The 20,833-nt window shown below is 61.0% G+C and carries 18 protein-coding genes; 7 read left to right on the top strand and 11 right to left on the bottom strand.

The window, feature by feature from the left end:
- Positions 1-141 precede the first annotated feature (141 nt).
- Both HGO40_RS04590 and HGO40_RS04595 read left to right on the top strand, forming a co-directional pair.
- Positions 142-825 (top strand): murein L,D-transpeptidase catalytic domain family protein, encoded by a 684-nt coding sequence (locus HGO40_RS04590; protein WP_250962091.1) that lies wholly within the window; start codon positions 142-144, stop codon positions 823-825.
- A 165-nt stretch (positions 826-990) separates the two neighbouring features.
- Positions 991-1,944 (top strand): class I SAM-dependent methyltransferase, encoded by a 954-nt coding sequence (locus HGO40_RS04595; RefSeq protein ID WP_250962071.1) that lies wholly within the window; start codon positions 991-993, stop codon positions 1,942-1,944.
- A gap of 96 nt (positions 1,945-2,040) precedes the next feature.
- On the opposite strand, the gene HGO40_RS04600 is transcribed toward HGO40_RS04595, so the two are convergent.
- From HGO40_RS04600 to HGO40_RS04640, 9 genes are all read right to left on the bottom strand, one after another.
- Positions 2,041-2,367, bottom strand: a complete 327-nt coding sequence (locus tag HGO40_RS04600) for a four-helix bundle copper-binding protein (RefSeq protein ID WP_250962072.1) — start codon at positions 2,365-2,367, stop codon at positions 2,041-2,043.
- A 119-nt stretch (positions 2,368-2,486) separates the two neighbouring features.
- Positions 2,487-3,089, bottom strand: a complete 603-nt coding sequence (locus HGO40_RS04605) for a LysE family translocator (RefSeq protein WP_250962073.1) — start codon at positions 3,087-3,089, stop codon at positions 2,487-2,489.
- Between the two features lie 54 nt (positions 3,090-3,143).
- The gene (locus HGO40_RS04610; protein WP_250962074.1) at positions 3,144-3,980 is read right to left on the bottom strand and encodes an AraC family transcriptional regulator; all 837 of its coding nucleotides are present in this window, start codon (positions 3,978-3,980) and stop codon (positions 3,144-3,146) included.
- 496 nt (positions 3,981-4,476) lie between these two features.
- The gene (locus HGO40_RS04615) at positions 4,477-4,902 is read right to left on the bottom strand and encodes a GlcG/HbpS family heme-binding protein (RefSeq protein WP_014338265.1); all 426 of its coding nucleotides are present in this window, start codon (positions 4,900-4,902) and stop codon (positions 4,477-4,479) included.
- Between the two features lie 57 nt (positions 4,903-4,959).
- Entirely contained in the window at positions 4,960-5,742 is a 783-nt protein-coding gene (gene aotJ / locus HGO40_RS04620) for an L-arginine-binding protein AotJ (protein WP_250962075.1), read from the bottom strand.
- A gap of 143 nt (positions 5,743-5,885) precedes the next feature.
- Positions 5,886-6,236 carry a RidA family protein gene (locus HGO40_RS04625; protein WP_250962076.1) on the bottom strand — a complete coding sequence of 117 codons (351 nt, stop codon included), beginning with the start codon at positions 6,234-6,236 and terminating at the stop codon, positions 5,886-5,888.
- Entirely contained in the window at positions 6,233-7,606 is a 1,374-nt protein-coding gene (locus tag HGO40_RS04630) for an FAD/NAD(P)-dependent oxidoreductase (protein WP_250962077.1), read from the bottom strand. Before HGO40_RS04630 ends, HGO40_RS04625 begins: the two co-directional genes overlap by 4 nt.
- Positions 7,599-7,928 carry a (2Fe-2S)-binding protein gene (locus HGO40_RS04635; protein WP_250962078.1) on the bottom strand — a complete coding sequence of 110 codons (330 nt, stop codon included), beginning with the start codon at positions 7,926-7,928 and terminating at the stop codon, positions 7,599-7,601. Before HGO40_RS04635 ends, HGO40_RS04630 begins: the two co-directional genes overlap by 8 nt.
- Positions 7,918-9,042 (bottom strand): NAD(P)/FAD-dependent oxidoreductase, encoded by a 1,125-nt coding sequence (locus tag HGO40_RS04640; protein WP_284738997.1) that lies wholly within the window; start codon positions 9,040-9,042, stop codon positions 7,918-7,920. The genes HGO40_RS04635 and HGO40_RS04640 overlap by 11 nt, the downstream gene beginning before the upstream one ends.
- A 157-nt stretch (positions 9,043-9,199) precedes the next feature.
- On the opposite strand from HGO40_RS04640, the gene HGO40_RS04645 reads away from it, so the two are divergent.
- From HGO40_RS04645 to HGO40_RS04655, 3 genes are all read left to right on the top strand, one after another.
- The gene (locus HGO40_RS04645) at positions 9,200-10,105 is read left to right on the top strand and encodes a LysR substrate-binding domain-containing protein (RefSeq protein ID WP_250962080.1); all 906 of its coding nucleotides are present in this window, start codon (positions 9,200-9,202) and stop codon (positions 10,103-10,105) included.
- A gap of 135 nt (positions 10,106-10,240) precedes the next feature.
- Positions 10,241-11,326 carry a Rieske 2Fe-2S domain-containing protein gene (locus HGO40_RS04650; protein WP_250962081.1) on the top strand — a complete coding sequence of 362 codons (1,086 nt, stop codon included), beginning with the start codon at positions 10,241-10,243 and terminating at the stop codon, positions 11,324-11,326.
- Positions 11,323-12,273: a PDR/VanB family oxidoreductase gene (locus tag HGO40_RS04655; RefSeq protein WP_250962082.1), complete on the top strand. Its 951-nt coding sequence runs from the start codon at positions 11,323-11,325 to the stop codon at positions 12,271-12,273. The genes HGO40_RS04650 and HGO40_RS04655 overlap by 4 nt, the downstream gene beginning before the upstream one ends.
- Positions 12,274-12,588: 315 nt before the next feature.
- On the opposite strand, the gene HGO40_RS04660 is transcribed toward HGO40_RS04655, so the two are convergent.
- Entirely contained in the window at positions 12,589-13,302 is a 714-nt protein-coding gene (locus HGO40_RS04660) for a GntR family transcriptional regulator (RefSeq protein WP_250962083.1), read from the bottom strand.
- A 118-nt stretch (positions 13,303-13,420) separates the two neighbouring features.
- Positions 13,421-14,452 (bottom strand): Ldh family oxidoreductase, encoded by a 1,032-nt coding sequence (locus tag HGO40_RS04665; RefSeq protein WP_250962084.1) that lies wholly within the window; start codon positions 14,450-14,452, stop codon positions 13,421-13,423.
- Positions 14,453-14,681: 229 nt separating this feature from the next.
- On the opposite strand from HGO40_RS04665, the gene HGO40_RS04670 reads away from it, so the two are divergent.
- Together HGO40_RS04670 and HGO40_RS04675 are read left to right on the top strand one after the other, a co-directional pair.
- The gene (locus HGO40_RS04670; protein ID WP_250962085.1) at positions 14,682-19,499 is read left to right on the top strand and encodes a dermonecrotic toxin domain-containing protein; all 4,818 of its coding nucleotides are present in this window, start codon (positions 14,682-14,684) and stop codon (positions 19,497-19,499) included.
- A 150-nt stretch (positions 19,500-19,649) separates the two neighbouring features.
- On the top strand, positions 19,650-20,648 hold the full coding sequence (locus HGO40_RS04675) for a FecR family protein (protein WP_250962086.1): 999 nt from the start codon (positions 19,650-19,652) through the stop codon (positions 20,646-20,648).
- Positions 20,649-20,833: the final 185 nt, after the last annotated feature.

Below are 20,833 nucleotides of genomic sequence, written 5' to 3' on the forward strand. Positions count from 1 at the left end.
CCGTCTCGTTGACGGTGAATTTTGCGACAGGTACGACCCGCCATCATGCAGACAAACGAAATCGGACGGGATGCCGCGAACGAACACCACGCTGGACACCCTTCGCCTGTATCGGGCTTTTTGCGCCGATTCTGCCTGGTCATGCTGGGCCTGGGTATCATTTGCAGCCCGGCACTGGCGGAAAAAAAGGCCAAGTCGAAAACGCTTTACCACAGCCTCGCCCAGGCAGCGCCGGAACTCAATCCCCTGGCGCTCAAAAGTGCCTTGAGCGCCATGCAATGCGCCGTCGCCAATGGTGCCGGCCAGGCTCGCCACCTGGCGGTCATCGACTACTCGCAACCCTCCACGGCCCGGCGCCTGTGGATCTTCGACCTGCGCCAGAAGAAGCTGGTGTTGCGCGACCTGGTGGCCCATGGGCAAAAGTCCGGGGAAAACTTCGCGACGCAGTTTTCCAATCGCCTGGGCAGCTACCAATCCAGCCTGGGCCTGTTTCGTACCCAGGAAAGCTACCAGGGCGCCCACGGTTATTCACTGCGCATGGATGGCCTGGAGCCGGGCTTCAATGACCTGGCCCGCGACCGGGCGATCGTGATCCATGCCGCCGACTACGTGAACCCGTTGTGGAGCGTGCGCCAGGGTCGCATCGGGCGCAGCCAGGGCTGCCCTGCCGTACGCCCGCAAGTGGCGCGCCAGGTGATCGACAAGCTCAAGGGCGGACAATTCATGTTTTCCTGGTACCCGGACCCGAGCTGGCTCAAGCGATCGGCCTATCTCAACTGCCAGCCGCAGCAGGTTGCCAGCATCTTGGCTACCAGCGGCAGCTAGGGGCACCTTTTGTGGCGAGGGGGCTTGCTCCCGCAGGGCTGCGTATCAGCCCCAAGCATGTGAGTGCTTCGCACTCAAGCGGGAGCAAGCTCCCTCGCCACAAGGATTGCGTCGGGTTAGCCTGCGGTTAAAATGCCGGCCTTTCGAATCCCTGGCGTTGCCTGAATGAATTGCGTAGCCCTTCAAACCCTTCACGACCATTTGCTGGCAGCCCTAGAATCAGCGCCGGTAGAAACCCGTCGCTTGTTCCATGGCCGGGGGCGCTGCTGGCCAGGCCTGGAGCAGATCACGGTCGATTGGTTGCAAGGGGTGGTGCTAGTTTCGCTGTTCAAGGAACCGGACCCCAAGCCTCTGGACGACTTGAGCGCAATGCTGCTGGCGCTGACCACGTCGCCCGCCTGGCAACACAGCAAGGCCCACACCCTTGCCGTACAACACCGCTACCTGCCGCAGAGTCTCACCCAATGGCTGGTGGGCGAGCCCATCGATGAATGGACCCTGACCGAAGGCGGCCTGTTTTACCGGATCGACCTGGGCAAGAAGCAGAACAACGGCCTGTTCCTCGACATGCGTTACGGTCGCGACTGGGTGCGGGCCAACGCCCAGGGTAAACGGGTCCTGAACCTGTTCGCCTATACCTGTGGGTTCTCCGTGGCGGCCATCGCCGGGGGCGCGCAGCATGTGGTCAACCTGGACATGTCCCGGGCGGCCCTGAGCCGCGGCCGTGACAACCATCGGCTGAACGGCCATGACCTGGGCCAGGTGAGTTTCCTCGGCCACGACTTGTTCAAGTCCTGGGGCAAGGTGATCAACAGCGGCCCGTACGACCTGGTGATCATCGATCCGCCTACCTTCCAGAAAGGCAGTTTCCTATTGACCAAGGACTACCAGCGCGTCTTGCGGCGCCTGCCGGAACTGCTGGCCGCCCATGGCACGGTACTGGCTTGTAGCAACGACCCGGCCACCGGCCCGGATTTCCTTATCGACGGCGTCATGCGTGAGGCTCCAGGCCTCGAATTCGAACAGCGGCTGGCGAACCCTCCGGAGTTCCCAGACGCCGATGTGACTTGCGGATTGAAAGTACTGGTATTCAAACAGGCTGCGTCCACCAGCCAATAGGCCGCTTTCGAGCAGAGGCCTGCACCTGCATCGCGACCGGCCAAGCGCCTGTCCTCCAGGACCAACGCTTGGCCAAGCCACGCCACGCCACGCCAATCAGGCGGCCATTCGCTCACACGCCTCGGCGCATGACCGGCAAGCTTTTGCACACGCCTGGCAGTGCGCCGGTTCATGTTTGCCACACTCCTCGCCACACGCTCGGCAAATTGCCGCGCACACACTGCACAGTTGGGCGGCGACGCTGCTGTCGCGCTTCATGAGCGTGGCCGCGAGCCGACATAGGTCAGCGCAGTCACGGTCCAGCTCTATGCACTTAGCCATCATCTGCACGCTCTGCTCACGCAGGCAGGCTGCAGTGCAGGCTTCACAGGCCATGGCGCAGGCGGTGCATTCGGCTATACAGGCCTCGTAACGACTGTTCATGGGAATCTCCTGTTGCAAAGGTCGATTGGGGTACCGCGCATGAAAACAGGGCGGTATAAGGTCCGACTCGGCCGTCAATCCGGAGGTTTCGAGAGAAAAATTACAATTTTGTCAGCCGCTCAGACCACCAGCGTCAACCATGCTGACGCCAGCAGCATCACCGCCATGACGCGGTTGAAACGCCCCATCGCCACGGCAGAACGACAGAACCTTGCGGCGCCACGCCCCAGATAGGCCCAGGCGGTCATGCAGGGGAGCGAAATCGCAAAGAACGCGAGGGACAACCAGAGCACCCTCTCCGTACGGTCCGCCTCGGCACCGGCGAATACGCTCACCACCGCCCACGCCATCATCCAGGTCTTGGGGTTCACCAACTGCAACCCGGCCGCCCCCGCCAGGCCCAGGCGCGGCCCCTCGACCGGACGGTCCGGGTCAACGGCCTGGGCCGGAGCACTGAAAATCTGCCAAGCCATCCAGCTCAGCCAAGCGATGCCCGCCCATGAGAGCAACGTCTGAATCGTGGCATGGCGCGCCAGCACATCTCCTAATCCGGTGCCGACCAGAAGCACCAGCAAGGCCGCCGCCGCACAGGCACCGAGGATGATCGGCAAGGTGGTCGCCAGGCCAAAGCGAGAGCTATGGCTCAGCACCAGGATATTGGTCGGGCCCGGCGTGATGGAGGCGACAAATGCGAACAAGGCAAACGGCAGTAACTGGTCCATGGAGCGACTTCTCGGTGAAGGATCGATCGCTTGATCATCCCCGCCAAGCCGTGGTCAGTCTGGAACAATTGAGCAGCGCTTGCGGTAGTCCGCCGGGCTCAGGCGATAGGCACGCTGGAACCAGCGGCCCAAATGGCTTTGATCGGAAAAACCAAGCATGGCCGCCACCGCCACGGCGCTCTCGCCACTGGCCAGCAGGCGCCGGGCACGGGCCAGGCGCAACTGGATCAGATAAGCATGGGGCGCCAGGCCGAAAGCGGCCTTGAAGGCACGGGTCAAGCGGAAACGATCCACGCCGGTGACCTGTGCCAGGTCATCCAGGCCGATGTCTTCGCTCAGGTGACTGTGCAGATAATCCCTGGCCTGCTGCGCCACCAATGGCAGCCGCGGATCCGGGTTGATCCGCGCCCGCCAGTGCAGGTGCTGGGTCAGGTTGGCCAACAGGGTGTCGAGGGCCGTCTGGCGCACGATGCGGATCTCCTGCTCATGCAGGCTTTGGAAGGCCAACGCCGTGGCACTCGCCAGCCGCGCATCATCGGTCAGGGTGGCAGCGAATCCCAGCTGGGCGTTGTCCGGCGCCACATCGAACAGAGAGCGCAGCTCGCGCTCCAGCCATTGGGGCTCCAGGTACAACGTGCGATAGGTAAACCCGTGATCGTGGGGCGCGTTGCCGTCATGCAACTCACCGGGCTCGAGCAGGAACACCTTGCCCGGCGTACTGTTGTGCTGCTGGCGGCGACAATGAAACTGCTGCACCCCCTGCTCGGTCACGCCCACCAGATACGTGTCATGCCAATGGGGATCATAGGCATGCCCCTCGAAATGCGCGCGCACGGTCTCGATACCGGACGTGGCGTCCTGCTTGAGATCGATCCAGTTGCGCGCCGTCATGCCCTGTCCCGTCTGGTGAATGTACTCTTGGCAGAGTAACTGCTGGAGAAGCGTGTGTCTGGAAGATTTGTGCAGGCCCTGTGGGAGTGGGTGTTCCACCGCGATCCCAGTGGGAGCCGAGCTTGCTCGCGATGGCGGTGGGCCTGCTTGCATCAATGCTGAACGTGCTGCCGCCTTCGCGAGCAAGCTCGCTCCCACAGGGTTTTTTGGTCGTTTAGAAGATCGGCGTCCACCGCCGATCCCTGTGGGAGCCGAGCTGCTCGCGATGGCGGTGGGCCTGCTTGCATCAAGGCTGAATGTGCTGCCGCCTTCGCGAGCAAGCTCGCTCCCACAGGTTTTTTTGGTCGTTTAGCAGATCAATGTCCGCCGCCGATCCCTGTGGGAGCCGAGCTTGCTCGCGATGACGGTGAACCTGCTTGCATCAGTGCTGAATGTGCCGCCGCCTTCGCGAGCAAGCTTCGCTCCCACAGGGAAACTCCATAGCTTCATGACCGCTTCAGGCATCCGGCGTAATCACCGGCAACACCGTCTCAACCGCCAAACGAGCCAACTCCGCATCCTGCTCAGCCTTGACCCCAGACACGCCAATAGCCCCAATGCATTGGCCGTCATGACGAATGGTCACCCCGCCTTCAAGCATGCCCTGCAAGTGCGGAGCGCTGAGGAAAGCGTAACGACCACCGTTGATCATGTCCTCGAAAACCTTGCTGTCACGCCGCCCCATAGCGGCCGTGCGCGCTTTTTCAGTGGCGATATAGGCCGATAACGGCGAGGCATCGTCCAGGCGCAACAGCCCGAGGGGATGACCACCGTCGTCCACCACACACACCGACACCGCCCATTGACGCTGGTGAGCCAGCTCCTTGGCCGCTACCAGCAATTGCGCAACGTCCTGCTCAGTGAGTACCGCTTTGGTCTTCATGAATCACTCCGTGTTGTGCAACAGCAAGCCCGCGAGATACACCCCTCGGGCGGAGAATTATTCGCCGTAGATATCGAAATCAAAATACTTCTGGCGAATACTGTCGTAAGTGCCGTTGGCGCGAATGGTCGCCAGCGCCTGATTGAAGCGACTCGCCAGCGCATCGTTCTTGCGTACCGCGATGCCGATGCCCGTGCCGAAGTATTGCTCCTCGGTGAAGTTAGGCCCGACAAATTCGAATTCCGTTCCCTCGGGCCGCTTGAGCAAGCTCTCGTCGATCACCACCGAACTGGCCATGGTCGCGTCCAGGCGCCCGCCCAGCAGGTCGAGGAAGATCTCGTTCTGCGAACCATAGCGCACGACCTCGGCGCCCGCCGGGGCAAAGTGATCGGTGACATAACGATCGAAGTTGGTCGCCCGTTGCACGCCGATCCGCTTACCTTTGAGCTGTGCCGGGATATCGTTGATGCCGCTGCCCTTGCGAAACACCAGGCGCGCCGGGATCCGATAGTAGCGATCGGTGAAGCCCACCGACTTCAAGCGCTCCGGGGTGATCGACATGGAGGAAATCACCGCGTCGACTTTCTTGACCTTGAGCGCGGGGATCAAGCCGTCGAACTCCTGTTCCTGCCAGACGCAACGGACCTTCATTTCAGCGCACAGCGCCTGGCCGATGTCGTAGTCGAAGCCGACGATGGCGTTGTCCGGGGTTTTCGAGGCAAAGGGCGGGTAAGCCGCGTCGATGCCGATGCGCAGCGATGATTCGGCGGCCTGCAGGTTCGCGCCGAAAGCCAGCAGCGAGACGAGACCCAGTTTCAGGGCGATGCGTTTTACGTTCATTCATTTGCTCCAGGTGCGATGTTATTGATTCCGGACGCTCCACAGAAGTCGTCCGTTATGGCAGCAGCAATGTGAACAAGCCCGGGCGGTGACTCTGGTGGTCGCCTGCCCGGTGACCGCACAACGGTGATCGGCCAGCGGCCTCAGACGGCCGCGGTGACAATCAGCTCCAGCAAAATCTCCGGGTCGTCGAAGGCCACTTGGGCCGTGGCCCGCGCCGGCGTCTGCGTGGCATTGATCCACTCGCTCCACAGCGCGTTCATGGCGGCGAAATCCCGGCCCATGTCTTTCATCCAGATCTGCACGCTGAGCAGTCGGTGCTTGTCGCTGCCGGACGCGGCCAGCAGTTCATCGATCCGTTGCAGCACCTGGCGGGTCTGGCCCTGGATGTCCTGGCTGCAATCGGCGGCGACGACACCGCTGAGCCAGGCCACGCCGTTGTGCACGACGCTGCGGCTCAGGCGTGGGTTGCTTTCGATGCGTTGAATACTCATGAAGGTTCCTCGATGGAGAGATGCTCGCCAGCCAATTGGGCGAGCGTGATGGGTTTGAGGGGTGAGCGGATGCGGTAATAGCCCACCTCGGCGGGTGCGACGCCGCGACGCTCGGCAATGATTTCGGTGACGCTCAGGCCGCACTGGCGCCCCTGGCACGGGCCCATGCCGCAACGTCCAAAAGCCTTGGTCTGATTGGGGCCCAGGCAACCCAGGTCGACGTAACGACGGATGTCGCCAGCGCTGACCTCTTCGCAGCGGCACACCGTGACGTCGTCGGCGGGAATGCGATTCTCTGTTCGAGGGCGATACAAGGTGTCGAGCAGTGGCCGTGCGGCGCGAGCACGGCGCAAGGCTTGTTGCAATGCCCCGGCTTTACCCTGCTGACCGGCGATGGCCAGCGCAGCCAGGCGCCCCTCCAGTTGCGCCACCTGGGCCCCGCCGATGGCGCCACCGTCGCCTGCGATGAAAATGCCCGGCGTGCTGCTTTCTCCCCATCGATTGCGGCGCGGCGCCCAGCACAATTGCTGTTCGCTCCAGTCGTGGGCCAGGCGCAACGACCAGCTCACCTGGGTGTTTGGCACCACGCCTTGATGCAGCAGAATCAAATCGGCGCGAATGCGCTGGGCGCGACCTTGACTGTCGAAGCTCAAGGCGCAGGCCCGATCCGTACCTTCAACCCGCAGGTTGCACGCACCGCGAAAATGCCGGACGCCGGCCCGCTTGAGTTCCGCCAGCAGCCCCAACCCTTTGAGCAAGTCGCGCCAGCCGCGCAGCGCGCCGGGAATATAGCGCCAAGCCCGCAGCAGATCGCTTCGCAGGTTGGTATCCACCAGCGCTTCAAGGGTGATCCCGGCGCGCAGGTATTGCACCGCCAGCAGGTAGAGCAATGGACCACACCCGGCCAGCACCACAGGCGAGGCCGGCACCATGGCAGCGCTCTTGAGCAGGATCTGCCCGGCTCCGGCGGTCATGACGCCCGGCAGGGTCCAGCCAGGAATCGGCATCGGCCGCTCGAAGGCGCCTGTGGCGATCAACAGGTGACGCCCTTGCAAGACTTCGGCACGGCCCTCGATCAGGTAATGCACCTCGCATTGCGACGTCACCTGCCAGATGGCCGCGTTGGGAAGATAGCGGGCACCGCATTGCAGAAAGTCGGCGGCCAACTTCGCCCCGGCCACGTAGTCGTCACCCAACACCGCGCGGCTGCGTAGATCCGCCTGGAGCACCTGGCGATAAATCTGTCCACCCGGGCTGGCCTGCTCATCCAGCACAACCACGGACAAGCCTTGGGCCCGGGCTTCGAGCGCAGCGCTCATGCCCGCCGGGCCAGCGCCGATGATAATCAGGTCGATGGCTGCGTTACTCATCGCCGCCCTCCTCCCGCAGTGCCAGGCAAGCGGCACCGTGTTGGCGGCGCACGCGCATGCCGGCACGCACCGGCACCAGGCACGCCTGGGCATTGGCTTGGCCGTCCACCTCCACCAGGCACTCGAAACACACGCCCATCATGCAGTAAGGTGCGCCGGGACGAGCGTTGATGGCGCTCTCGCGAGTGTGGCGGATGCCGCAGCCCAGCAGCGCCGCCGCCAGGGATACATCGGCGGGCACCGTCAGCGGCGTGCCTTCGAATTCGATTTGCACGGTGTGATCTCCCAAGGCCAGTGGCCGGAACAGACGATCAGCCGACATGGCGCACCTCGGCTTGCCGGTTGAAACGTTGCAACCCGAATGGCTGCACCGCCAGATCATCGAATTCACCGGCAATCCATGGCGCCAGACGCAACGCATGGGCAGCGGCCAGGGTCACGCCGCTGTGGCAGCTGACAATCGACAAGCCCGGGCGGCCTTGAGGCGTTTCGTAGATCGGAAAGCCGTCGGCGCTCATCACCCGCAGCGCACCCCAGGCCCGCACCAGCCGGACCTGGCCCAACCGTGGGAAACACTGCACCGCGCGCCGGGCAATGGCGGCCATGACCTGGCTGCCGGTGCCGTCATCGAAGCCCGCCGACTCATGGGAGTCGCCCAGTTGCAGCGTGCCTTCGTCGGTCTGGCGTACATAAGTGGTGGGGTATTGCAGAAAGGGTTCGAGCCGCTCCGTGACGAGGATCTGCCCGCGGTTCGGTTGCACCGGCACGTCCAACCCGACCATGGCCCCTAGCGCCCGATTGCCGAGGCCGGCGGCCAGCACATCCTGACGGGCGGACCAGCGCTTCTCTCCAGCCCGCAGTTCGAAACCCGTTGCACCTGCGTCGAGCGCGTCGACGTGATGGCCGTTGATGAGCCTGACCCCGCGCGACTGGCAGGCGGCGTAGAGCGAGCGCAGCAGCTTGAGCGGATTGACGTGGCCGTCCATGGGCGAAAAACAGCCGCCGACCACATCCGGCCCAATGCCCGGCAAACGGGCGCGCAGTTGCGCATTGTCCAGCAGTTCAAAGGGGTAGTCGCCAGTAAGGGCTTCGCGCAGCCAACCCAGCCGATGGCTTTCCTCGGCCATTTCCCCGTCGCTCAGGCACAACTGAAAGCCGCCCTGTTGGCGCAGATGAATGTCGATGCCGGTATCGGCGTGCAGCGCCGCAGCAAACCGAGGCCAGAGCGCCACCGATTCTCGCGTCCATTGCGCATACGGGCTCATGCGGTAGCCCTTGCCCTGGACCCAGAGCAAACCGAAGTTGCCCCGGGCGGCGCGAATGGCGTCGTCGCCTTCGTCGAGCACGCTTACCTGGCGTCCGAGCAAGGCCAGCCCATAGGCGACGGACATCCCCACCAGGCCTCCCCCCCCGTCAATGCCATCAGTTTTTTGCATGGCTTTCTTATCGCTGTTTTCGACGCCCATCATTCAATCAGGCGCCAGCCCATGGCTGGATCAATTGGTTGCGATCGATCCTAGGGCGCTGACAACGTCTTGAAAAATGCTTTATTTTGGCAATCTCATGTTTTTTTGTTATGGATAGGTCCGCACCATGAACCTCCGTCAATTGGAAGCTTTTCGCGCCGTGATCCTGGGCCAGACCGTGACCCGCGCCGCCGAACTGCTGCACATCTCGCAACCGGCGGCGACCCGGTTGATCGCCAGCCTGGAAGAGGACATCGGTTTCAGCCTGTTCGACCGAGTCAAGGGGCGGCTGCAACCCACCGCCGAGGCCATGACCCTGTATCAGGAAGTGCAACGTTCGCTGCTGGGCGTGGAACGCATTGCACGGACCGCCCAGGACATCCGCACGCTCAAGCGCGGCTCACTGCACATTGCCTGCGCACCCGCCATGGGCTTGTCATTCGTGCCTCGGGCGATTGCCGCGTTCATGGCCGAACACGATCAGATGCAGATATCGCTGGTGGTGCATTCGTCCCGGGAAGTTGTGGACCTGGTGGTGGGCCAACGCTGCGACCTGGGCCTGATCGTGCTGCCCAACACCTACCCCAGCCCCCGTGCGGAAAAACTGCTGGCGACGCGCATGCTTTGCGCCCTGCCCGCCGGCCATCGCTTGCAGGACCAAGAGACGATCCGTCCGGAAGACTTGCAGGGCGAACCGTTCATTTCCTATCCCCAGTCGATTGCCTCGCGCCAGCAGATCGATGCGATCTTCGCCGCCCATGGCGTGGACCGTGTACTGCGCCTGGAAACCCAACTCTCGCTGCCCATGTGCGTGCTGGTCGAACAAGGCCTGGGCGTGGCGCTGGTGGACGCCATCAGCGCTGTCGAATATCGCGGCCAGGGCATCGTCTTTCGCGCCTTCGAGCCGGCGATAGAAATGGACTTCAGCATGCTCCTGCCCATCCAGGGCCCGGTTTCCAGGCTGCAAGCCACTTTTCTGGAGCACATGCGGCGCTTCATCGAAGCGCAGGTGCCGGCGGCCTATCGGTTCTGAACGGATCACCTGAGCCGCCCAATGGATCCACTAATGTAGCCAATCGTCCATTCTCACAGCAAAATCGTTGACAACTAAATTAGTTAAGAGAGTTAATGGATCCACAAACAAGAACAATCCGCCTGGAGATCCGTCATGTACCCCAAGAACGCCTGGTACGTTGCCTGCACCCCCGATGAAATCGCCGACAAACCCCTGGGTCGCCAGATCTGTGGTGAGAAGATGGTTTTTTACCGGGGGCACGAAGGCAAGGTCGCAGCCGTGGAAGACTTCTGCCCCCACCGCGGCGCTCCGCTCTCCTTGGGCTACGTCGAAAACGGCAACCTGGTGTGCGGCTACCACGGCTTGGTGATGGGCAGTGATGGCAAGACCGTCGAGATGCCGGGGCAACGGGTACGGGGATTTCCCTGCAACAAGACCTTTGCGGTGCAGGAACGGCATGGCTTCATTTGGGTCTGGCCCGGTGACCAGGCGCTGGCCGATCCGGCACAGATCCATCATCTGGAATGGGCCGAAAGCGATGAATGGGCCTACGGTGGCGGTCTGTTCCATATTCACTGCGACTATCGCCTGATGATCGACAACCTGATGGACTTGACCCACGAGACTTACGTCCACGCCTCGAGCATCGGCCAGAAGGAAATCGATGAAGCGCCGCCGGTAACCACCGTCGAGGGCGATGAAGTAGTCACCGCCCGCCATATGGAAAACATCATGGCTCCGCCGTTCTGGCGCATGGCCTTGCGCGGCAACAACCTGGCCGATGACGTGCCGGTGGATCGCTGGCAGATCTGCCGTTTCACCCCGCCCAGCCACGTACTGATCGAAGTGGGCGTGGCCCATGCCGGCAATGGCGGCTATCACGCTGCACCGCAATTCAAGGCGTCGAGCATCGTGGTGGATTTCATCACACCGGAAACCGAGACCTCGATTTGGTACTTCTGGGGCATGGCCCGGCACTTCCAGCCGCAGGATGAAGCCCTCACCGCGTCCATTCGCGAAGGCCAGGGCAAGATTTTCAGCGAAGACCTGGAAATGCTCGAACGCCAACAGCGCAACCTGCTGGACCATCCGCAGCGCAACCTGCTCAAGCTCAACATCGATGCCGGCGGCGTGCAGTCCCGTCGGGTGCTGGAGCGCTGGATCGCACGGGAGCGCGAGGCTCAAGCCGGGTTGATCGCCAGTACTCATCAGCCGCAACTGGCGGAGCAACGGCCATGATCGAAGTCCAGGTCACGGCGCGAAACAGCGAAGCCCTCGATATTTGCAGCTACGAGCTGACCCGGGTCGACGGCGAGCCATTGCCCGCCTTTACCGCCGGTGCCCATATCGACGTGCACCTGCCCGGCGGGCTGATTCGCCAGTACTCGCTGTGCAACCATCCCGAGGAACAGCACCGCTACCTCATCGGCGTGCTCAAGGACCCGGCGTCCCGCGGTGGTTCGCGCAGCTTGCATGAACTTATCCAGCCCGGCATGCGCTTGCACATCAGCGAACCGCGCAACCTGTTTTCGCTTGCTCCCCACGCCCGGCGCAGCCTGCTGTTTGCCGGCGGCATCGGCATTACGCCAATCCTGTGCATGGCCGAGCATCTGGCCCAGAGCGGTGCGGCGTTCGAGTTGCATTACTGCGCCCGTTCGCGGGACCGTGCGGCCTTCGTCGAACGCCTGCGCCAGGCCCCTTACGCCGACCGGGTCTTCCTGCATTTCGATGAAGCACCCGAAACCCTGCTGGACGCCGCCAAGGTGCTGGCCGCCCCCGCTAGCGACCTGCACCTCTACGTGTGCGGGCCCGGAGGTTTCATGCAGCACGTCCTCGACACCGCCAAGAGCCAGGGCTGGCAGGAAGACTGCCTGCACCGCGAATACTTCGCCGCCGCCCCCACCGACACCCGCGCCGATGGCAGCTTTTCGGTCAAGCTCGCCCGCAGTGGCCAAGTGTTTGATGTACCGGCGGACCGCAGCGTGGTGCAGGTGCTGGAGAGCCATGGCATCGAAATCCCGATCTCCTGTGAACAAGGCGTGTGCGGTACCTGCCTGACGCGGGTGCTGGAAGGTGTGCCGGAACATCGGGACATGTTTCTGACCGAAGCTGAGCAGGCCTGCAACGACCAGTTCACCCCGTGCTGCTCCAGGTCGAAGACACCGGTGTTGGTCCTCGACCTCTAACACCAGACAACACGGAACCCTGTGGTGGGCTTGCTCCACAGTGTTTACCGTGGATCAATCTGTGCCGTGATGGCTGGGAAAGCTTTTGTGGCGAGGGAGCTTGCTCCCGCTTGAGTGCGCAGCGCTCATCGCTTTTTTGGGGCCGCTGCGCGCCCCAGCGGGAGCAAGCTCCCTCGCCACAGGACCGTGCGGTTCCCAATACCTTGTGGGTATCCAACATCACCGCAAACTGACCCACCGCTTTCGCGAGCAGGCTCGCTCCCACAGGGGATTTGGAGTGGATACGAATATTGCAATCACCAGGCGCCGAGGCGGTCACTCCGAACGCAGGATCACCTTCATTCGCTCATCAGCCAGTGGCGAGCCGAACACCTCGGCGTAGCGCAGGGTCGCATTGGCATGCTCGCGCATGATCGCCTCGGCGCGGCCGCTCTGGCGGTTGATCAGTGCGTCGAACACGGAATGGTGTTGCATATGGGCATAGTTGAAACGGCGAAACTCACCTGCCATGTTCTGGCGATCCACCGCCAGGGCGGTGACTGAGGCGAATGGCAAATGATCGTTGCGGGCCAGGGCATCGGCGATCGCCGGGTTGTGGCTGCCTTCGACGATCACTTGGTGAAAGCGCATGTTGAGGTCGTGATAGACCTCCAGGTCGTCCTCGGTGACGTAGCCTTTGGCGAACAATTCATCGCCCTGTACCAAGCATTGCTCAAGCGTCGCGCGGGCTTCTTCGGACAAACCATGCTCGGCTGTCTGCCGTGCCGCCAAGCCTTCCAGCACGCCACGCACCTCCACGGCCCCAGCAATTTGCTCGGCGCTGACCGAACGCACCTGGAAACCGCGCCCACCAAAACGCACGAGCAACCCATCCTGCTCCAGGGTGCGGAACGCCATGCGCACCGGCATGCGCGAAACACCGAACAACTCGGCTGTAGGGATTTCCATCAAGCGCTCGCCGGCGGCCAGCTCACCCGAGGCGATCATCTTGCGCAGCGCAACCAGCACCGTTTGGCCGGGCTTACTCATCCAGGCGATTCCAGAAAAAAGAAGCCGTCATAGTAGAAGGCTTGGCCCAGCGTGTCACGGCAAGGCACGGGGCCGCGATAAAGCGGGTGGCAACCACCTTGGCTGCCACCGCTGGGGCTCAAATGCCCGCCAGTTCCCGCAACTGCGCCACCGTCTGCTCGTCCACCGTAATCCCCTGCTCATTGGCTTTGCCGCGCTCGCGATGACGACGGTCGCCCGGCAATCGTCGCAACCCGACGCCATGCATCTGCCTGACCAGTTCCCGGCTGCGCTCGGCGAAGTCTTGCCCGGCGGGCTTGCTGGGGTCGATCACGATCAACAGCTGGCCGGTCCATGGCGTCGTGGCGCCCGGATGATTGCTCCAATCGAATTCGAAAGAAAAATTGCCCCCCGTCAGCGCCGCCGCCAGCAACTCGACCATCATCGACAACGCCGAGCCCTTGTGCCCGCCAAACGGCAGCAGCGCGCCGCCTTCGAGGATCGCCTTGGGGTCGCGGGTCGGTTGGCCAAGGCTGTCCACGCCCATGCCCGGCGGCAACAACTCGCCGTTGCGCGCGGCAATCTGCACGTCGCCGTGGGCGATGGCGCTGGTGGCCAAGTCGAAGACAATCGGCTCACCGTCGGCCCGTGGCGCGGCGAAGGCAATGGGATTGGTACCGAATAATGGACGGTCCGCGCCATGGGGCACCACGCACGTCATGCTGTTGACCACACTCAGTGCCACCAGGCCTTCGTAGGCAAACGGCTCGACATCCGGCCAGAGCGCCGCGAAGTGATGGGAGTTGCGAATGGCCAGGACAGCGATACCGGCGCTGCGGGCCTTTTCCACCAACAATGGGCGCGCGGCGGCCAGGGCTGGCTGGGCAAAGCCGTTGCCGGCATCCACCGCGACGAACCCTGAGGCGACGTCTTCGACCACCGGCACGGCCTTGCCGTTGACCCAGCCGCTGTTCAGCGTCGAGACATACCCGGGAAGGCGAAACACCCCATGACTGTGGGCGCCGTCGCGCTCGGCCCCGGCGCAGTTTTCAGCCAGGCACCGGGCGACTTCGGTCGAGGTGCCATGACGCAGGAAAATCTTCTCCAGCAAACTCACCAGAGCATCGAAAGACAGGGTGCGAGAAGCAGCGTGATCGGATGGCGCAGACATCTGAAGCTCCGGAATGATTGTTGGAGGTAGCAACAGCGTGAAGGACCCGCCCGGTGATTAAACACCGTTTCAGGCGCGGGCTGTCAATCCTTGCCCGTGGCGGCGGCCCGGCAAGCCAGGAAACCAGCGTGCGGTAACTATGTACCACCTTTGCTCGTTCGTCGTTGCCTAGTCTGGCGGCTCCCTCATTGTTCGCACCGCCTCGCGGTGCCTTGATCGAGATGCAACGATGCCCACTGAAGACATGCCACTTTTATTTCCCGAGGTCTTGGCTGCCGCCACACCGGACGAATTGATCGCAACCCACGGCTTGACGCAGGAAGACCTCGATTGGCTGCAGCATGTTTCCCTGCCCAGCCACACACTGCGCACCGCACAAACCCCACCGATGGCCGCCGAAACGATCCTGCTTGCGGCCGAGGGTAAATCCCCGATTCCGCTGGCCGGCTGTTTTATCCTCAGGGTCTCGACAACGGCTGACGCAGAGGACACCGAGGCGGCGTACCTCTATACGCCGCAAGGTGGAATTACAAAGTTCGCCAATCGGCAAGCCGTCGAGAAAAAAATTGACGAGATGTTGCGCAACCCTACGGCGCGCGACGACCTGTTTCGGTTCCTGTCGCTCTCCCAGCGCAGGGAACTCAACAGCACACCCACCCTCAGGCAGGACAGGGGCACGATCAGCGGCGACGTGTTCAAGGCTCAGATCGAATCCATCGAACACGCCCAAGACCTTAATGCCCGATCCATGGTGAATGAGCTGATCCAACTGCCTTCGCTCGCCTCCATGCTGGATCAGGTACTCAGCGAGATCCTTCCGGACCTGGATCACGGACAGGCCCGCGTGGCGCTTCGAAAACGCGGTCACCTGAGCGATCCGACAGCGATACCGGTCACTGAAAGCGTTTCATTGAGCGACGCGGTCCTGATCTATTTCCACAATCAGGGCTGGCCTCCCGGGTATGAAGCCGACCTGTCGCATCCCGATACAAGCGCTTCGTCCCACAATGCGCAGCAGTGGGAAAACATAGTGAAGACCACGGCCGCCAAGCTGATCCCGGCGTTTACGGAATGCCTCAATGCCTATTGGCAGGCGCGTAGCGCCTTCTATATTCCTCGCCGCCAATTACTGTCTCTGTTCATCGAGGAGGCGTTGCGGGCAACTATTTTGATCCAGCGGGAAAAAAAACAACTGACCGAAAGGCAAAGTCGAGAACTGCTTCGGCTATTCCGGCCGTCTCGCCGGGACGAGGCACTTTTATTTATCGAAACGATCCGGTTCTGGGAATATGAGCCCAATGACGTGGCACTCGCGGGGTCCTTGATGATTAGCGGCGAGGGTCATTATCTCTACACCCCCGGCTACCCTCTTCAGAAAGTGGAAAATCACCTGGGGTTCAAACAGGCCTTGCTCGGTATGCCGGCTACTGTCGAACGAAAGGAAACGCTCTATAGCCTTCTCAGCCTGGAAGACCGTAACCGATTCCAGAGTTTTGACGACCCGCAGGTTTCGGGTAAACCGGTGGCCTTTCCGATCGCCGAATCCCTGGCCAGCGCCATCATCGACAAACAGGTGGGGAACCTGCACTACGCACTGGAAATGTCGCGCCAGGCCGCAGTCGACATCCACTCGCTTATCGACAAGGCGCTGGATATACGTGCGTTCATCAACAAAAGCCTTTTGAGTCAGCCATCCGCCGGACATTGGGGGACGCATCCCGCGTTTCATGGCGACCTGCGCCCATCCAACTTCCTGGCCGATCAAATGGAAAGAAAAATCAAGAGCTATACCGATGTCGAGGACGCTTTCGACGGCCTCTTTAGTCAATTACCGACATCTGCCGACGTTTCGCTGCTCAACCCCCTCAGGCCGCTGCAGGCGGAACTGACCAATGTTTATTCCTTGGGCATCCGTGCCGAGGCCGAACTCAGGGCGCTTGATTCGAGCCTGCCGCCGATTGCAAATGATCTGATCAAAACGGTTTTTGCCTACGACCCGGACTACCCGGACCGTTCGCAACGCACAACCGTCAGGGGCTTTCGGCCAGACGTCTATTCGTTGAAGCTCGCATGCAGCGAAGAAGGTCGAACGGTTCAGTTGCCTCTCGCCAGTTGTTTTCTATTAACCGAGCGTGGCGGACTCGATACGCCCCACTCAGGCATGGCCATTCTGTGGACGCCCGCCGAGGGCGTGCAGGCTTTTTCGTCCGTTGATAGCGCCACTCAGAGATTGAATCAACGTCTGCTCGACTCTCAAAGACGCTTTGGCTTGCTGGAAAATCTCACTGCCCCTCAACGCTTGCCCCATAGGCGCTACCAGCTCCTTGCTTATGAACTGATCGAAGACAATGTGCTGGTCAATCGGATGCGTTCATTCATCAAATACTTCGAGGCCGAGTACGGCTATCTGAGCACATTGAGAGCCGGCGATTGGCGACTTACCGGGCCGGCCTTGATCAAAAGTCTTCAGGCGCTCCTGCACAAAGGAGCGCCCACCAATCTGAAGCGCGCCACCTCTCTTGCCCAGGCAATTAAACGCCAGCAGAAACTGCCTGCCTGGCTTGGCACGGCCCCCCTTGAAGAAAGGCGTGTGCACGTAGAAGTGATTGAGCAATATAAAAACAGCGTGTCCGACGGCAAGGATTACCTGGACGGCATCGAGCCCCTGGGCACCTATGTGCGCAAAAAACTGCAAGCGCTATTGGACGCGCGCTTTCCTGGGAAAAACCTGGACCCCGACACCGTCCGGATTACGCCCAACCTGGCGATCGTTGGGCCAGCCAGTTCATTGACCAACTTTGCGTTGAATCACATCGATGTGACCGAGAAGGGTTTCAAGGTTTCGTCAACCTCCACGCAGCCATTGCCTGACGGTTTTAACGAAATGGCGGTACGGCAAATCTTGTTGTCCCTGGAAATCCCGACCACTTATAAACACTACGTAACCGAAGCCCTTTCCGGGCCAACGGCAGCCGTAAAGTCCAGAAAGCGGCGCTTTCACCAACAACTGCCGTGGCAACTGTTGCAGTACGCGCACGCACGGTATCTGCAGCAACACCTTTCCCCGACGGCATTCGACCTGTTTCGGCAAGTCATGGATATGCCGGACGCCATCGCTCGTCAAGCCGTCGAGGGCTTTAGCGCCTGCTTTCGCCCTGTGGAGCTGATCAAGACCGAAGGCGCTGCCGCGATCAAAGCGTTGGGGCTTTACCTGTTCAGTTCGGTTAACGATGCAACCAGCCCTCATGTCCTGTATTCGCCCTACCATGACGGGGATCTGCTACAAGAATTCGAAAATGAAGAGCGTATCGTCGCTGCATTCAATACCCCCGGTGCGCTCCAGGATTTGCTGATTCGCCGGCTTCCCAAGGCGCAACAAGCCACGTTTAAAAATCTCTTTGCGTCCACCCGGGGGAGATCATCGGAGGTGACCCTGGGCTTCAGTCCCATCAATACCAATGTTCTGCACACGCTGTATGACGACAACGTCGCGTTACTGGCAGATATGTTGACCGCGCAAACCCAGAACCACCGTCAGTCTGATTGGGCAACAGCCCTCCATCTGTTCAGCACCGGCGTCAGGATGCTGGGGAAACAGTTACCGGCCAAATTATCCTTTCTGGACACACTTTGGGAAAGCTACCAGGACTTCAAGGATTCCGCCGAAGACTTGCAGCAGCATGATTGGAAAAGCGGATTGCACAACTTCATCGCTGGCGCCGCGGAGATGGTTTCACTTGGCTTTTTGAATCGCGCCGATACATTCGGCCTTCTTGACCCCATCGAACCGGTTTCGGCGAGCGCCCCGTCACCGCTGAATTGGAAGGACATCGCCTGCACGGCTTCGGCCCGCACCGACTTGCAAGTCTTCGAAGCGTTGGATGTCAGTCTCTCGGATCTTCAACTCAATGTGATGGACGGAACCTACAGGGCAGTGGAAACCGGCAAGCGCTACATTCCCCTTGCCGGCAAGGTCTATCAAGTGGCAAAAGCCGGCCTGGCCTGGCGAATCATTCACGACGACGGCGAAGGGCCGTTAGTGAAGTATTCGCCTGATGACTGGACATGGGCGATTGACCCGCAGCGCCAGACGATTCGCTTTGGCAAGGCCGGGTCGAAAATGGCCGTCACCTACAGTGATTTCAAAGCCAAGGGGACATTGAACATCGAGGCACGGGGCATGGCTGAGATACGTAGAAAATACCCATATCGTGCCAATACGATTGTTCAAGCGCTGGCGACCGCACGGCTCTACTGCTCCAATGCCTTGCAAAACCTTGAGCAACTTAAACGGCAGGTGCTATCAGGCTCGCGGTTGGATACTTACCTGAAATCGTTCTTCAACGTAAACGTGGTAGACCCCCGGCTTGTAGGGAAAATAGACACAGCGATTTCACCGATCTGCCAAGCACTGGCCGACCCGACCTGGGAATTGCAACATGCGGACCAAATCGTTGTTGGCAGCCTGAAACATCTGGCGGACAGGGCCACGGCGTTTGTACTCGAACCTGAAGCGCGGGGAAGAATTTATATCACACAGTTTTTCTTTGACCTGGGTCTGGATTGGTATAAAAGCATCGTCCCCGATTCCTTTGATGTTGATGCTCACGCCCAGGGCGCGACATTTATCCACGAAATATCCCATCAGTTGTTCAATACGCTCGATATTATCTATCTCGATGCGCCGATGCCGTTCCTGGATTTGATTTCAACAGCAACTCATTTGGGAAAAGTGAAATATGAACTGCAAAAAGAACTGCAACAGGACGGGCTTTCATTAAGCACCCCAAAATCAAAACTATTTACGCAGTGGGATGAGAACGACAATACCTACAAAGGCCTGGAGTTTTTCCCCCGAGAGAAGGAGACGGTGAAGGAAATCCTGAAAATAACAGGGACCCGCAACATGAACGAAGCACGTGATGCTTTCCTCGACCCCCTTTTACCGGACAAGCGGATCGACGTCATACTCCGCAATGCCGACTCCATTACCCTGTTGATCTGCGAACTAGGGCGCCAGCTCGACCAGCGCCGCTCTGCCCATTGATCTTTTTTTCACGTCGATCATGCAACAGTGACACGAGAAACAACGCTCGATACGACGATAAAAAAACCGTTCTTTAGTGCGCAAACGCCATCACCGCTGTTCTCGACAGCGGTGGTGGAAGGTTAGAATGCGGCAAATCAGGACGAAACAATGACCGAACATACCCTCTCGGAAGCCGAATACGACGCCATCACCGATGCCGCTGCCCATTGGTGCATGCGTCTGCATGCCGTCGACTGCACCGATGCCGAACGGCAGGCGTTCCAGCAATGGCACGATGCCGATCCGCTGCATGCGTTCGAATACGAAGCCATGTTGGAAATCTGGGAGGTGGCCGATCATCTGCCGCGCGTCGAGCCAGCAGCCCCCGCCCCAGCGTCCAGGCTCCGGTCGCGTTGGAGCCGGTTGGCTGTCGCCGCCGCGATGCTCGTCGTGGGCCTGCCCGTGGCCGCCTACACCGGCTGGAATCTGGGCTGGGTTGCCAATTCCTACGAGCGATTCGAAGCCGGCACGAGCGTCCGCCAGATCACGCTTGACGACGGCAGCCAGGTCGAACTCAACCTGGGCAGCGAGCTAACCTTCGCCAACTACAAAAACGAGCGCCGGGTGACGTTGAAAAAAGGCGAGGCGTTTTTTGACGTCACCCATGACAAACAGCATCCATTTGTCGTGCGCGCCGGCCAAGGCCAGGTGCGGGTGACCGGGACGCGCTTCAACGTCTGGATGTACCAGGACCAGGTGCGGGTCACGCTGGTGGAAGGTTCGGTCAAGGTCATCAGCAACCAGGCGCTCACCCATAACGGCCTGCAACTTTCGCCGGGCATGCAAGCGAGCTACAAGGCGGGCGCCCACCAACCGCAAGTCCGCGAGACCGATCCCAACGACAGCTCGCTGGCGTGGCGCAACGGCAAGTTGGTGTTGGATAACCTTGCCCTGAGCGATGCGCTGCCGCTGATCACCCGCTACCTCGACCGTCCCGTCATGCTCGCTGACAACAGCACCGGCGGCCTGCGTGTCGGGGGTGTCTACAACATCGGCGAAGTACAGAACCTTGTGGCTTCGTTGCCGAAAGTCCTGCCGGTCTACCTGACGCAGAATAAGGACGGCAACCCGGTGCTCAATCCCATCGGGCAACGGCCGGTTCAATAACTGAAAAGGCCTCTTTGGGAACGAAATTCTGTTCACTTAAAGGGAATGACGAACCTGTGGCGGGGGGGCTTGCTCCCGCTGGGCTGCGCAGCAGACCCAATTGTGAGCGCTTCGCGGTCAAGCGGGAGCACGCGGCCTCGCCACGGGTTGGCGGAACGCCGAAGGTACCACCGCGGGTAGTGGGT

The organism is Pseudomonas sp. CG7 (assembly GCF_023701885.1).
GTDB classification, from domain to species: Bacteria; Pseudomonadota; Gammaproteobacteria; order Pseudomonadales; family Pseudomonadaceae; genus Aquipseudomonas; species Aquipseudomonas zanjanensis.